Origin of the sequence: Acetobacter ghanensis, from assembly GCF_001499675.1 — a bacterium.
Taxonomy (GTDB): Bacteria; Pseudomonadota; Alphaproteobacteria; order Acetobacterales; family Acetobacteraceae; genus Acetobacter; species Acetobacter ghanensis.
In genome coordinates this window covers 148,111-161,861 of the sequence record NZ_LN609302.1, presented here as the reverse complement: position 1 = coordinate 161,861, position 13,751 = coordinate 148,111, and the positions used below count along the sequence as shown (strand labels likewise).

Below are 13,751 nucleotides of genomic sequence, written 5' to 3'. Positions count from 1 at the left end.
TGGGGTTAATGGGTCTGGACGGACAGGCCGAGCTTTTGTGCCAGTTCAGGCATGGCGGCAAGGTTGCCCAGCGTGGCTACCACCATCATTAACGGCATGGGTTGGGTGGGTTTGATGCCAATGCTCAGGGACTGTTTGCCGGGGTTGCCCAGCCAGTGGAAGAAGCTGGCGTAAGCCGGGTTCTGTGCCGTGGCGGACTGTGCCTGCACATAGCCCAGAAAGGCCTGCGGCGGCAGGCCACGTGCGGTGGCAATGGCGTTGAGCGCCTTGGGCACCAGCCCGTGGTCAATATAGTTCATGGTCATGGAGATGACCTGCATGTCCGTATTGCCATCGGTCAGCATGGAGGCGGAGGATGCCTGCCCGAACTCACCATTTATGTGCAGACGCCCCATGTTTGCGGAGTCGATGCTAAAGGTCTCCACATGCAGCGCGCCGGTTTTAAGGGTGAATGTGTTGTTCAGCACCACATTGCCCTGAAAACGGTCATACCCGAGGGAGGGCATCCAGCCCATGTTGGGGACATCGGGGTACAGTTCCAGTCCCTGTATGCTGGAGACTTCCTGCTCGTTGGTGTCCGTACGGTTGGCGTGGGAGAGAACACGCTTGGCCCGCATGAGCGGGGAGGTGCCGTCTATGCTCAGCTTGTCTATGCTAATGTCCCGCGTGGTGGTGCGGGTTGTATAGGGCGCCCCGGTGGACAGGGTTTTATACAAATCGGCCAGCGCCACGCCATCGACAACAACGGATTCGGCCTTGATGTGCCGGGGTGGAGAAACATCGGTTGAGAGCTGCACATTCCGCGCCTGAAGGTGCGATGTTTCGTTCGCGCCAAAATTGTCCATGCTCGCCGTATCGGCTGACAGGTCGGATTGCAGGCTGCTGACAAACCCGTGCAGGCCGGTTGCCTGTGCGTGGTCTATGCTCAGGGTCTGTACGCCGGGGGTGTTCGGGTCTTCCGCCTTGGTGGGCAGGGCCAGCCCGTCCATTTCCACGCTTTTAAGGTGCAGGCTGCCTGCGGGGTCGGCGAGCTGGAAGTTGTGGAACGTCAGGTGGTGAATCCGGGTTACGTCGGAGTCCTGCGTGTCGGGCTTGGTCAGCTCCGCCTCATCCGCCGTAATGGTTTCCGGCCCTTGGCGGAAAACCAGCCCGTCAAACCGCACGCTGCGGCCCAGCAGGCCGGGCTTTGCACGCGTATAGGTAAAGGAGACATCCGGCCCCAGCGCCTGCTGGAACCGCTCAATCCCTTTATCAAGCATGACATGTTCCGCGTGGCGGGCACCAAACCAGGCGATACCGCCAAGAATGGCAATGCCAGAGACCGTGACAAGAACGTTCTTCTTCACCCGTTGGAAATCCTGCTGTTTGCACCACTAACTTTAGCTTTAGTGCATGAGGAGGAGGGGGGCAAGCGGCAGGACGGTAACATGTTACCTAGAGAAAACTGCCTGAAAATACGGTCATTAACTGCAATACTACTTGACGCCTTGTGCCGCACCCATCATAACGCGCCATCAATACGTAACTGTTCTCATATGGAATCAGTGTCATGAAGACCACCCTCTCGCTGAAGCCCGCGGAGGTGACGAAGAACTGGATCCTGATCGATGCCGAAGGTCTCGCTCTGGGTCGTCTCGCCACCATCATCGCTACGCGCCTGCGCGGCAAGCATAAGCCTCAGTACACCCCGCATGTTGACTGCGGTGACCACGTTGTTGTCATCAACGCCGAAAAAGTGGCGCTGACCGGCAACAAGGCGGACCAGAAGCTTTTTCATTACCACACCGGTTATGCAGGCGGGATCAAGACCCGCACGGTCACGCAGCGCCTGACCGGCAAGCACCCCGGTCATCTGGTGGAAAAAGCCGTGGAACGCATGATTACGCGTGGTCCGCTCCAGCGTGAGCAGATGCGCAACCTGCATGTGTATGCTGGCTCTGAACACCCCCACGGTGGTCAGACCCCCGAGGTGCTTGATGTTGCGGCAATGAACCGCAAGAACGTCGTTAACGCTCAGAAGGGCTGAGGACAATGTCTGAAACTCAGGAACGTACAGGCACGCTGGCCGATCTGAAGTCCGTAGCACCGGTTCTGGCCGATTCTGCTCCGGTTTACGAAGCCAAGCGTGACGCACAGGGTCGCTCCTACGCCACCGGCCGCCGTAAGGACGCCGTGGCTCGCGTATGGATCAAGCCGGGTAAAGGTGAAGTCACCGTTAACGGCCGTCCGGTTGTTCAGTACTTCGCACGCCCCGTGCTGCGTATGCTGCTCACCCAGCCCTTCCTCGTGTCCGACCGCTACAACCAGTTTGATGTGGTCTGCACCGTAACTGGTGGTGGTCTGTCTGGTCAGGCTGGTGCGGTTCGTCACGGTATCAGCCGTGCGCTGACCCACTACGAACCGGAACTGCGCAGCATCCTTAAGGCTGCTGGCTTCCTGACCCGCGATTCGCGTCAGGTTGAACGTAAGAAATACGGCCGCGCCAAGGCCCGTCGTTCCTTCCAGTTCAGCAAGCGCTGATCTGGCCGGAACAACGGTTTTCCGTTCGGCAAACGGGCGGGGGGACTCAGGTCCTCCCGCCCGTTTTGCGTTTGGGGCTGGTTATGGGCGGGGCTGGTAGCCCCGCCGGGTCTTCTGGCCCGCTCAGGGGGCCAGAAAGGTGCGGACATCACGCGCAAGGGCGGCGCGGCTGTCTGCCCGCGTATAAAGCATGTGCCCACCGGGATAGACATGCAGGCCAATACGGCTGCGCCCGACCGGAATATGCTCCGCCACCCAGCGGGAGGATGCGTAAGGGCACACCAGATCGTAAGCACCGTTGGCAATGAACACCCGCAATGTGGGGTTAAGGGCCAGCAGGCGGCGTAGGGTGGGAATGGGGCGCACTATGGGGGCGTTGGTATCGCGGTAGTCCCATGCCTGACTAATGGCGTAGTTGAGCAGGTTGTAGCTCAGGTCCGTCTGGTAGCGTAGCTCCGTTGCTGCGTAATGTTCAAAGGCGCTGCCATAGGCGTGGCCAAACCCGTCCAGCGTGGGTTCGGGGCTTTCCGAATTGTCCACACCTTCGGGGAAGGGGTCGGCAATGGAGAGCGTGGCGTCATACAGCGAATACAGGCGGCCATCGCGGCTGCGGATGTCGTGCGCTTCTGGCCGGGGCATACCGCGCTGCTTGGCAATAATATCCTGCTCAATGCCGGTATGGTTGGCGATGGCCTCATAAAAATCATCTGCAGCATCCCCTGTGGGGGGCGTGCTTGCCAGTGTGCTTAAATATGGCCCAACGGCATACTGGTAGGCTTTGTCCAGATGTTGGGTCGTGTTTTCGGGCGTCAGCTTGTGCTGGAGCGCCAGATTGGCGGCTTCAAGCGTGGGCAGCACAAAGGCTTCTGCCAGAATGTCATTTTCCGTATCCAGCAGGGTCATATCCAGTGCTGGAGAGATCATGACAATGCCGTTGAGCAGAATATGCTGGTCCTCGGCGAGTGAGTTGGCCACTTCTATGGCGCGCAGGCCGCCATAGCTCTCGCCCGCAAGGTAGCGTGGGGAGGTCAGGCGTTTGTTGGTGTTGGCCCAGAGCTGAATGGCCTTGGCAAAGGTTTTGGCATCCTGCCGTACGCCATAAAACTGCTTGTCCGCCTGCTTGGGGTCCGTGGGGACTGACCAGCCTGTTCCGGGGGCATCCAAAAAGACCAGATCGGCCGCTGCCAGCCAGCTTTCGGGGTTGGGTTTGATCTGGGCGTTAGCGCCATCCGCCGGGTTGCCTGTGGGAAAATCCAGCATGACCGGGCCAGCCGCGCCAAGGTGTAGGTAAGCGGTGCCAGCCCCCGGACCACCATTAAAAAAATAGACAACCGGGCGGTGCGTGGGGTCCGCTCCATCACGCGTATAGGCGGTATAGAACATGCGGGCCGTGGGTTTGCCTGCATCGTCCCGCAGGGTGAGCGTGCCTGCGGTTGCGGTGTAGGTCATTTTTTGCCCACCAAAGGTGCCGTTGTGGTGGGTTACGGAATCCTTGGGGAGCAGGGCGGCCGTATCATGGAACGTATCGGTCCCATCGGGGGCCTTCTGGGCTGCACTGGTTTCGGTGTTCGTAGGGGCAGGGGGTGTGGCTGCCAGTGCGGAGGTGGACAGGCACAGCGCCAAGCCAAGGGGCAGACCGGCCCACAGGGCGGTGCGTGCGGGTTTATGGTGGGGCTGGTCTGGGCGTGTCATCAAGGTCTGGTTTTCCTTTGCCGCATCTTTTTGGCTAGAGACATGCTGCGTGTGCAAACGTGTTCCTGCAAGGGTGGGGTGGACTATTTTCTGCCTCAATCGCATGTCTTACACAGTGCTAATGTTCGCGCATTGAGGGCGTCGGACATAGGAAAGGAATATTTATGCTGTCTCTTCGGAAAATTGCGTTCCTCGGTCTGCCGCTTGTTGCGCTTGCGGGCGCGGCCTCTGTGGCCCATGCCGACCCGTGCCTGTCCCTGACTGGCTGCATCCAGCAGGATGCCAAAAGCCAGCTGGATTCGGCCAAAGACTCGGTCAAGAACACGGGTAGCCAGTTTACCTCCGGTATTCGGGATCAGGCAAAGCAGCGTTGGAATAATGCGACTGAAGCCGAACGTGAAAAACTGTTGGCCAAAGGTGGCGCCCTGACCAGCACCGGCGCCAATGCTACGGAAAAACTGAACAACGCGGAACAGAGCGTAAAAGACCGTTGGAACAACGCCAGCGCGTCCGAACGCCAGAAAATTCTTGCCCAGCGTGACAAGCTGACCAATGCGACCAATGGTGTCAGCAATGCGGAAAAGAACGTGAAGGACCGTTGGAACAACGCGTCTGAAAGCACCAAGAACGCATGGAAAAGCAAGCGCGACAGCCTGAAGTCTGACGTGAACAACGCGACCTCCCTGCCTTCTCTGCCGTCTTTGTAAAAGGTGGTGTTCCCACGGGCTTTCTCAGGCCCGTGGGAACAAAAAAAGGCTGCTCCCGGCAAAAGGAGCAGCCTTTTTTTTGTATCTGCCGCCCTGATCAGAGGGCGGTAGGCGGTTTTTTATTTCCGCTTGCGGGAGGACGCCCCGGTTTTGGAGGGCGGGCCTTTGCGGTCAAAATTGCCACGCCCTTTGGGGGGACCACGGCGTTCGCCAAACGGGCGGCCACCACCACCAGCACCCGGCGGACCTTTGCGCGGAGCGGTTGTGGGTTCAACGGTCATTTCATCCGCATCAGCTGCAGCGGCGCAGGCGGCAAAGCGTTCGGCCTTATCCTGTGCAATTTCAACCAGCGTATGGTCGTTGGAAATGCGGATTGCGCCAATATCCTGCTTTTTAATGCCACCCAGACGGCACAGTACCGGTACCAGCCATTTGGGGTCAGCCCGGTCTGCCCGACCGACGGAAAGGCGGAACCAGCTGCCGTTCATGTCGGGTGCGCGTTCACGCGGTTCACGCGGGGGGGCGTTTTCGTCCCGCGGGCCACGGGTGCGGGTGGCATCGGGCGTAATAACGCGCAGGTGGGCCGGTTCGGGCAGGCTTTTGCGCCACAGGCCAACAAGGGCGGTGGCAAGCTGTTCAGGCGTATGTTCGGCCACCAGACGGGCGGTCAGAGCCTGAATATTCTCGTTTTCCGAAGGGGGGAGCGAGAGGAAGTGCGCGCCCAGCAGGCGTTCTGCATCGGCCTCGGCAATAGCCTGCGGGGTGGGGGCGCCACTCCATTCGGCCGTAACCTTGGCAGCCTGCAACAGGCGTTCGGCCAGACGGCGGCGTGAGGGCGGAACCAGCAGAACGCAGGTGCCCTTTTTGCCCGCACGGCCCGTACGGCCCGAGCGGTGCAGCAGGGTGGCCGGGTTGGACGGCAGGCTGGCGTGGATAACCAGCCCGAGGTCTGGAATATCAATGCCGCGTGCCGCCACGTCGGTTGCCACGCAAACGCGGGCCTGCCCATGGCGCAGGCTTTCAATGGCGCGGGTGCGCTCGTTCTGGCCCAGATCGCCCGAAATGGCGACAGAGGCAAAACCGCGTTCGGTCAGGATGCTCTGGAGCTGACGCACCGCTTCACGCGTGTGGCAGAACACAATGGCGGAGGGGGATTCAATAAGGCGCAGCACGTTGACCACGGCGCGGGCCATATCACCCTGATCAACCAGAATGCCACGGTAGGTAATGTCGGCATGGGGGGTGTTGGTGCCCACCGTGTCCACACGCAGGGCATCGTGCTGGTAGCGTTTGGCAAGACCTGCAATCTCACGCGCAATGGTGGCGGAGAACAGCAGGGTACGGCGGTCCTTGGGGGTGGCGTCCAGCAGGGTTTCCAGCTCATCGCGGAAGCCGAGGTCCAGCATTTCGTCCGCTTCATCCAGCACGGCGGCTTTCAGGTGCGACAGGTCGAGGTTGCCACGCTTGAGGTGGTCGCACAGGCGGCCCGGTGTGCCCACAACAATGTGGCAGCCAGCGGACAGGGCGCGTGCTTCCTTGCGGGGTTCCATACCACCAACGCAGGATACAATGCGTGCGCCGGTCTGGGCGTACAGCCATTCCAGTTCGCTGCGGACCTGTAGGGCCAGCTCACGGGTGGGGGCAATGACCAGCGCCAGCGGGGCGCCAGCAGGCGGGCAACGGCCGGAATCGTTCAGCAGTGTATCAGCAAGGGAAAGGCCGAAGGCAACCGTCTTGCCCGACCCTGTGCGGGCGGAAACAAGCAGGTCGCGGCCTTTGGCGTCATCGGCCAGAATCGCGGCCTGAACGGAAGTTGGAGCTTCAAACCCGCGCGCGGCCAGAGCTTGGGCGAGCGGTGCAGGAGCATTTTGAAAAGGCATATAAAGAGGTCCAGACAAACAGGCATGAAAGAGGGGGAATAAAGCGTCCTGTCCGGAAAGACCTCTCTCTTTTGTGCCGGGGCTAAGTGCTGCGACCCGCAACACCCCGGCAACGTGTAAAAGACATCCTTACTGGAAGGGTAGGTAACGGAAATCCATAAAGAGTTCGCTCAGGCTGGTGTCTGGCGCGCCACCGTTGCCGTCCCACGCATGAATGCGGGAATAGGCAAGCTGCACGCCAGCTTCCACCGTGCCATAACGGCCTTTAAGGAAGCGATACCACGCTCCGACTGTGGCTTCCATAACACTATGGATGTTACTGCCAGCGGCACAATTACTACTCAGCTCGGTATAGCATCCCGCGTTGTTGTAAGCGGGGTTGCCGTAACCATAGGCATTGCCACCTTCCGAGAAGTAGCTGCGACCAGCCTGTTGGTAGCCAAAATACCCATACACGTCAATGAGCGGGTTGGGGTGAGCGATAATTCCGGCTGTTCCCTGTACGGAAAAGAGAGGTGAGGGCGCGCCGTTGGACTTGAGCGTGGCGTCAGGCAGCATAACAGACCCGTAGCGGCCAATACCGTAGCCCGCCAGCCCGGCCAGACGCACTTCCACCTTGTGCGGAATAACCGGCAGAATCATGGAGCCGCCGCCACCACCACCCACGGCGGTATGGTTTTTGCCCGTCCCAAGGGTGGAAACACGGTCATGCGGGAAGTGGAGAATCCCCTCCACTTCGTAATGGCCCCAGTGCGGGTCCCACGCAATTTTGCCAATCACATCGGGTGCGATCTCGTTGGGGAACAGGGCGTTGTTAGTCAGCCCTGTGCCATCGGACCCCACGGTAACCGTTTGCCCGCCGGGCATAATAACCTGCCCGTCCGAAGACCCGGCGCTAAACCCGTTGGTGCTGTACAGCGTTGCCGAGTTCTCAATAGATAAGCCGGTCCACAGGCGGTGGTTCAGGAAGTCTTTGACAAAGCGGAACTGGAGTTGCCGCGCCCATGTCTGCCCGGCCAGCATGGAGGATTCAATGGTTTCAGGCAGGCTTTCCTGTCGGGGGATAATCCCTACACGGCCGGGAGTGAGCATACTCCACGCCTGCCCGGCCAGAAAGTGGAAGTTCTCTTTGCTGTTGTCATACGCAAGGTAGGCCTGCCGCAGGCGGAAGGCGTAGCTGTTGCTCTCATACGCATCGGTGGTGCCAGCCCCGGCGCCAAAGTCCATTTCGAACACGCCGGAAATGGTGGAGTAGTGGTCTATGTTCCCACGCGCCATAAGCGAAAGGCGGCTGTAGCGTGCGCTGCCTTCAAAATTGTCGGTATGGTAGCGGGGTTCGTTTTTGAAGGGCGTTGCCTGCCAGAAGTTGAAGGTACCGCTGGCGGTGTGGCGGTTGGACTCCACGGCCGAGGCATCAATAAACCCACCCAGAATAAGGGTGACAGGCCCCATGTGGAACACACCGTGGTCACCCAGCGCACCGGCGGCCTGCGCGCCCGCCGTCTCACGCGAGTGGGGGCCAACGCCGTTTTCCGCCAGGCGGGAGATCACGTCTTCCGCGCGGTGGCCAACAACGGATTCCACGGTGGGCGTGTCTTCCGCGCCACTAAAAACCGGCTGCGCATCTGGCCCAATGGCATGGAGGTGCCCGCTGGTGGCCGGGCGGTGGGCTGCTGCGGCCTCATCTCCCCGGTCGGCGGAGGCTACGGCAATGCCCGCTTCATGGTCGGCTGCGTCCAGATTGGCAACCTGATGGGCGGCCAGACCATGATGTGCTGCCGAGCTCCCCACATGGGCAACAGTGCGGTGGGCCGCAATCTGCTTTTGCACGCTTACAAGCGCTTTTTGCAACGCGCGCTGTTCGGATTGAATGCGTGAGATCTGCTGTTCCAGCGCATCAAGTGCAGCATCGTCTCCTGCGGCCATGGCTGGCGTGCCAAGGCACAACAGCAGCGGGCCGGAGGCCAGCATAGTGCCCATACACAGGCTGGCTTTCATGCAGTGCGCCCAAGAGGCGTGCAGGGACTTAAAGATGCGCATGCTCTCTTCATTTTCTGGAAGTGGAACGCGGGAACTTATTTTGATCAGAACCATTTTAGCCCCCCTTTAGTAAAGAGAGCCGGGCTTAAAAAATAATTTCAGAACAAAGGGGCTTCCCGCTAAAGAAGGCGCAATAGAGTCTAAAAAACAGAGCATCAGGCAAAGGAACTCTTCATGGCCAGAATGATCCACAGCATGTTGCGCGTGCTGGATGAGCAGAAATCCCTCGCATTTTATGCCAGTACACTGGGCCTTGCCCCGGTTGGGCGCTTTGAGTTTGACAGCTTTACACTGGTGTATCTGGCGAATGATGAGCAGAGCTTTGAGCTGGAGCTGACCATCAACCACGGGCGGACGGAACCCTACGCACTGGGGGACGGGTACGGCCATCTGGCGGTTTCGGTAGCGGATGTTGTGGCCGAACATGCACGGATGCAGGCGGCTGGCCACCCGGTTACGCCGGTCAAGACCATGCAGCACGGCAACACGGTGGTCGGGCAGTTCTTCTTCCTGACCGACCCGGACGGCTACAAGATTGAAGTGCTGCAACGCGGCGCACCCGGACGTTTTCTGTAACAGACAGATCGGGACACGAAGGCGCCAGTCATGCTACTGCCATACGGGCCATTGGCGCGGCCGCCCGTAAGGGTGGGGCATGGCATCCCGGTCTGAATTGGCATATAAGGCGCGCAATGCTGACCTCTTTCCACAAAATGCACGGTCTGGGGAATGACTTTGTCATCCTGGACGAGCGGGCAGGCCACCTGCCGCTAACCCCGGTCCGCATTGCCGCTCTGGCGCACCGCCGCCGGGGTATTGGCTGCGACCAGCTTGTAACCCTGCGCCCCGCTTGTGCGGAGGGCGCGGATGTGTTCGTGCGCTTTTTCAACCCCGATGGGTCGGAGGCAGGGGCCTGCGGCAATGCCTCGCGCTGTGTGGCGGACCTTGTGTGGCGGCAGACGGGCAACGCCACGCCCGTGTTGCAAACCCGCGCGGGCCTGCTGCCAACCCGTAGGGAACCGGACGGGCTGGTTACGGTGGATATGGGTGAACCCCGTACAGACTGGCAGGACGTGCCGCTGGCCAAGCCGGTGGATACGCTGCACCTACCTTTGCCGGGGGACCCGGCGGCAGCCTCTATGGGGAACCCGCACGCCACGTTTTTTGTGCCGGACTTTGCTCTGCTTGCGCAGGGGGATGCGCTGGAGCATGACCCCATTTTTCCCGACCGGGCCAATATCGGCTTTGCGCGCATGGACGCCCCCGACCGTATGCGCCTGAAGGTGCATGAGCGTGGCGCGGGTGTAACCGAGGCATGTGGCTCGGGGGCCTGTGCCGCCGTGGTCAACGCCGTGCGGCGTGGTCTTGCCGCGCGGACCTGCACCGTGGAGTTGGATGGAGGCACCCTGCGTATTGCATGGTCGGCCCAGACCAACCATGTGCTCATGACCGGCTCTGCCACCACTGCGTTTGAAGGAACGGTCGATCTGGCCGCCTACCCATCATGACCACCCGCCCCGAAATTCTGACCTTCGGCTGCCGCCTGAACACGTGGGAGAGCGAGGTCATGCGTGACCACGCGCAGGGTCTGGGCAATGTAATTATTGTGAACACCTGCGCAGTTACGGGGGAGGCGGAGCGGCAGGCCCGGCAGGCCATCCGCCGTGCACACCGTGAAAACCCCGATGCCCGCATTGTGGTGACGGGCTGCGCCGCCCAGATTCACCCAGAGAACTGGGCCACCTTGCCCGGCGTGTCCCGCGTGTTGGGGAATGAGGAAAAGCTGAAGGCCGAAAGCTGGTCCCCCGCAGCACTGGCCGAGCCTGTGGCCGTGTCCGACATTATGGCCGCCAAGGAAACCGCTGCCCATCTGGTCACCGAATTTGCAGGCCGTACCCGTGCGTTTGTGCAGGTGCAGCAGGGGTGTGACCACCGCTGCACCTTCTGCATCATTCCGTTCGGGCGCGGGCCGTCCCGCTCCGTGCCAGTTGGTGCGGTGGTGGAGCAGGTGCGCGCGCTGGTGCAGTCAGGCTACCGCGAGGTGGTGCTGACCGGGGTGGACATGACCTCATGGGGGGCAGACCTGCCGGGCAAGCCGGTGCTGGGGCAGTTGTGCCGCCGCGTGTTGCGGCTGGTGCCGGAGCTGGAACGGCTGCGCCTGTCCTCGGTCGATCCGGTGGAGATTGATGAGGACATCTGGCAACTGCTGGAGACCGAACCCCGGTTCATGCCTTACCTTCACCTCTCGTTGCAGGCGGGGTCGGACCTTATTCTCAAGCGAATGAAGCGTCGCCATCTGGTGGAGGACGCCGCCCATGTTGTGGCGCGGGCCAGAAGCCTGCGGCCGGATATTGGCATTGGCGCGGATATTATTGCCGGCTTTCCCACCGAGGATGATGCGCTGTTCGAGCAGACACGCAGCTTTTTAGCCGACATGGCGCTGCCATACCTGCATGTTTTTCCCTATAGCGAGCGGCCGGGCACACCAGCGGCGCGGATGCGTGCCGTGCCAGTGCCCCAGCGCAAGGCGCGCGCGGCCAGCCTGCGGGCGGTGGGGGCCGCCTCCGCCGCGCGGTATTATGCCAGCCTGCTGGGCCAGCCCCAGCGTGTGCTGATGGAAACCCCCACAACAGGACATAGCGAGCAGTTTGCACCAGTACGCCTGACCGGGGCCGAGGCCACGGTGGGCGAAATCCTCTCCCTTCTGCCGGTCGCGGTGGAAGAGGGCGGGCTGGTGGCGGAAAGGATCTAGAATGGCGCTTGGTTTTTTCTCCCGTCTCAAGCAGGGGCTTTCCCGTTCCACCCAAAAGCTGGGGGGGGGGCTGACCGGCATGTTCACCCGGCGCAAGCTGGATGATGAGGCGCTGGAGGAGCTGGAGGACCTGCTGATTACGGCGGACCTTGGCCCCGGCGTTGCGGAAAAGGTGATTGAGAATTTTCGGTCCAGCCGGTTTGGCACCGAGGTGACGGATGAGGAAATTCGGCTGGCTTTGGCCGAAGAGATTGCCCGAATCCTGGAGCCGGTGGCCGTACCGTTTACGCCGGACCCCACGCACAAACCGCATGTGGTGCTGGTTGTGGGCGTGAATGGGGTGGGTAAAACCACAACCATAGGCAAAATGGCCCGCTTTTATTCCGAGCAGGGCAGCAAGGTCATGATGGTGGCGGGGGATACGTTCCGCGCCGCTGCCGTGGAGCAGCTGCAAATATGGGGTGAGCGTACGGGTTGCCCGGTCATTGCCGGTCCGCCGGGGGCGGATGCCGCAGGCCTTGCGTACGAGGCGCTCAAGCGTGGCAAGGCGGAAGGGGCGGACCTTCTGTTTGTGGATACGGCAGGCCGCCTGCACAACAAGTCAGCTCTTATGGAGGAGCTGGCCAAAATTATCCGTGTCATGCGCAAGTTTGATGAAACGGCCCCCCACTCGGTTCTGCTGGTGCTGGATGCCACAACCGGGCAGAATGCCGTGGAGCAGGTGCGTGTTTTTCGCGAACTTGTGAATGTGAGCGGGCTGGTTGTGACCAAACTGGACGGTTCGGCCCGTGGCGGCATTGTGGTGGCGCTGGCCGATGGTTTTGGTCTGCCGGTCCATGCTGTGGGCGTGGGCGAACAGGCCGAGGATCTGCGGCCTTTTTCCGCCATGGACTACGCGCGCGGGCTGGTTGGACTGCCCGGAACAGAGTGATTAACGGGGTGGCGCAAATGCTGCGGAGCAATATTTTGGTCCTTAAGCCTGCTAAGGTTTCTTGACAGGATATGACAGCCCCGTTAGCAAGCGCCTGCACCCCCTTGGGAGGTGCGAGGTATGCGTGAGGAAAAAGACGATTCCTTCAACGCCAGATTGAAGTCGGCAGAACGCCGTTACGGTCTGGCAAAGGAGGAGAAGCCACCCGTTGATGCGGGCGCGGAGGCCGACAGGTCACTCGCAGCATTGGCGTTCAGAGCCGGGACAGAAATGCTCGCCGGGCTGATTGTGGGGGTTTCCGTAGGGTGGGGGCTGGATCACTGGCTCCATACCAGAGCGTTGTTTCTCGTCATCTTCGCCCTTTTAGGCGGGAGCGCCGGAGTGCTGAATGTTTGGCGTCTGGTCAGGACGATGGACGTAAAGTAAGAAGCTGAAGCCCGAATGGTCGATTCGGGGCAAGGTCTAGGAGAGCGGTTGTGGCGGGCGGTTCCAGCATTAACGTACTTGAACAGTTTGAGCTTCACCCCGTTCTTGGTGGGCTGGGCGAAGCGCTGCGCTTTAGCCAGTCTCCACTGTACATGATCGCGGCTGTCTGCCTTGTTCTGGCCTTCCTGTATTTTGGTATGCGCCCGGCTGCTGTTGTGCCTGGTCGCCTGCAGGCCGCTGCCGAAGTCTGCTACGAATTCATTCATAACATGGCCGTGGATACGATCGGGCCGGAAGGTGCTGCCTTCTTCCCGTTCATTTTCACCCTGTTCTTCTTCATTCTGGCGGGGAACTACATCGGGCTGCTGCCGTTCTCCTTCACCTTCACCAGCCATATTGCCGTTACCTTCGCCATGGCGTTCATGGTGTTCGTGCTGACGGTTGTGGTTTCGCTCAAGGTGCAGGGGCTGCGTTTCTTTGCGCACTTCATGCCGGATGGCGCCAGCCCGTTTCTGGCGCCCCTGCTGATCCCGATCGAGATTCTCTCGTTCCTCTCCCGCCCCGTGAGCCTGTCTATTCGACTGTTCGCCAACATGGTGGCCGGACACGTCATGTTCGATATTTTCGCAAGCTTTGTTGTCATGCTCGCCGGTTTTGGCGTAGTGGGCGACGTGTTTGCGATCGGGCCCATCGCCATTAACGTGGCGCTTATGGCTCTTGAGTTGCTTGTTGGGGTTTTGCAGGCCTATGTGTTTGCAATCCTGACGTGCATCTACCTGCGGGAGGCCGTGGCTCACTGAGCT

Annotated in this window: 13 protein-coding genes; 9 read left to right on the top strand and 4 right to left on the bottom strand. The window is 60.7% G+C overall.

Going from position 1 to position 13,751, the window contains the following annotated elements:
• Positions 1 to 5: 5 nt before the first annotated feature.
• Positions 6 to 1,346, bottom strand: coding sequence for a hypothetical protein (locus AGA_RS00795; protein WP_059022595.1), 1,341 nt, complete (start codon positions 1,344 to 1,346; stop codon positions 6 to 8).
• Between the two features lie 203 nt (positions 1,347 to 1,549).
• Between AGA_RS00795 and rplM the strand changes: the two genes are divergently transcribed.
• On the top strand, positions 1,550 to 2,026 hold the full coding sequence (gene rplM / locus AGA_RS00790) for a 50S ribosomal protein L13 (protein WP_059022594.1): 477 nt from the start codon (positions 1,550 to 1,552) through the stop codon (positions 2,024 to 2,026).
• 5 nt (positions 2,027 to 2,031) lie between these two features.
• Positions 2,032 to 2,520, top strand: a complete 489-nt coding sequence (gene rpsI / locus AGA_RS00785) for a 30S ribosomal protein S9 (protein ID WP_059022593.1) — start codon at positions 2,032 to 2,034, stop codon at positions 2,518 to 2,520.
• 123 nt (positions 2,521 to 2,643) lie between these two features.
• Here the strand turns inward: rpsI and AGA_RS00780 are convergent, their stop codons facing one another.
• Complete coding sequence (locus tag AGA_RS00780; protein ID WP_083503652.1) at positions 2,644 to 4,212, bottom strand: S10 family peptidase; 1,569 nt, start codon at positions 4,210 to 4,212, stop codon at positions 2,644 to 2,646.
• 164 nt (positions 4,213 to 4,376) lie between these two features.
• Here AGA_RS00780 and AGA_RS00775 point away from each other — a divergent pair, with 164 nt between their 5' ends.
• Positions 4,377 to 4,919 (top strand): hypothetical protein, encoded by a 543-nt coding sequence (locus tag AGA_RS00775; RefSeq protein WP_059022592.1) that lies wholly within the window; start codon positions 4,377 to 4,379, stop codon positions 4,917 to 4,919.
• 119 nt (positions 4,920 to 5,038) lie between these two features.
• Here the strand turns inward: AGA_RS00775 and AGA_RS00770 are convergent, their stop codons facing one another.
• Both AGA_RS00770 and AGA_RS00765 read right to left on the bottom strand, forming a co-directional pair.
• Complete coding sequence (locus AGA_RS00770; RefSeq protein ID WP_059022591.1) at positions 5,039 to 6,799, bottom strand: DEAD/DEAH box helicase; 1,761 nt, start codon at positions 6,797 to 6,799, stop codon at positions 5,039 to 5,041.
• 129 nt (positions 6,800 to 6,928) lie between these two features.
• Positions 6,929 to 8,893, bottom strand: coding sequence for a hypothetical protein (locus AGA_RS00765; protein ID WP_306416223.1), 1,965 nt, complete (start codon positions 8,891 to 8,893; stop codon positions 6,929 to 6,931).
• Positions 8,894 to 9,013: 120 nt separating this feature from the next.
• Here AGA_RS00765 and AGA_RS00760 point away from each other — a divergent pair, with 120 nt between their 5' ends.
• The 6 genes from AGA_RS00760 (at position 9,014) to AGA_RS00735 (ending at position 13,748) form a co-directional block, all read left to right on the top strand.
• Positions 9,014 to 9,415 carry a VOC family protein gene (locus tag AGA_RS00760; RefSeq protein WP_059022590.1) on the top strand — a complete coding sequence of 134 codons (402 nt, stop codon included), beginning with the start codon at positions 9,014 to 9,016 and terminating at the stop codon, positions 9,413 to 9,415.
• Between the two features lie 116 nt (positions 9,416 to 9,531).
• Entirely contained in the window at positions 9,532 to 10,347 is an 816-nt protein-coding gene (gene dapF, locus AGA_RS00755) for a diaminopimelate epimerase (protein WP_059022589.1), read from the top strand.
• Positions 10,344 to 11,591 (top strand): tRNA (N(6)-L-threonylcarbamoyladenosine(37)-C(2))-methylthiotransferase MtaB, encoded by a 1,248-nt coding sequence (mtaB, locus tag AGA_RS00750; protein ID WP_059022588.1) that lies wholly within the window; start codon positions 10,344 to 10,346, stop codon positions 11,589 to 11,591. Before dapF ends, mtaB begins: the two co-directional genes overlap by 4 nt.
• A gap of 1 nt (position 11,592) precedes the next feature.
• Positions 11,593 to 12,522: a signal recognition particle-docking protein FtsY gene (gene ftsY / locus AGA_RS00745; protein ID WP_059022587.1), complete on the top strand. Its 930-nt coding sequence runs from the start codon at positions 11,593 to 11,595 to the stop codon at positions 12,520 to 12,522.
• A 120-nt stretch (positions 12,523 to 12,642) separates the two neighbouring features.
• On the top strand, positions 12,643 to 12,948 hold the full coding sequence (locus tag AGA_RS00740) for an AtpZ/AtpI family protein (protein ID WP_059022586.1): 306 nt from the start codon (positions 12,643 to 12,645) through the stop codon (positions 12,946 to 12,948).
• 50 nt (positions 12,949 to 12,998) lie between these two features.
• On the top strand, positions 12,999 to 13,748 hold the full coding sequence (locus AGA_RS00735; protein WP_059022585.1) for a F0F1 ATP synthase subunit A: 750 nt from the start codon (positions 12,999 to 13,001) through the stop codon (positions 13,746 to 13,748).
• Positions 13,749 to 13,751: the final 3 nt, after the last annotated feature.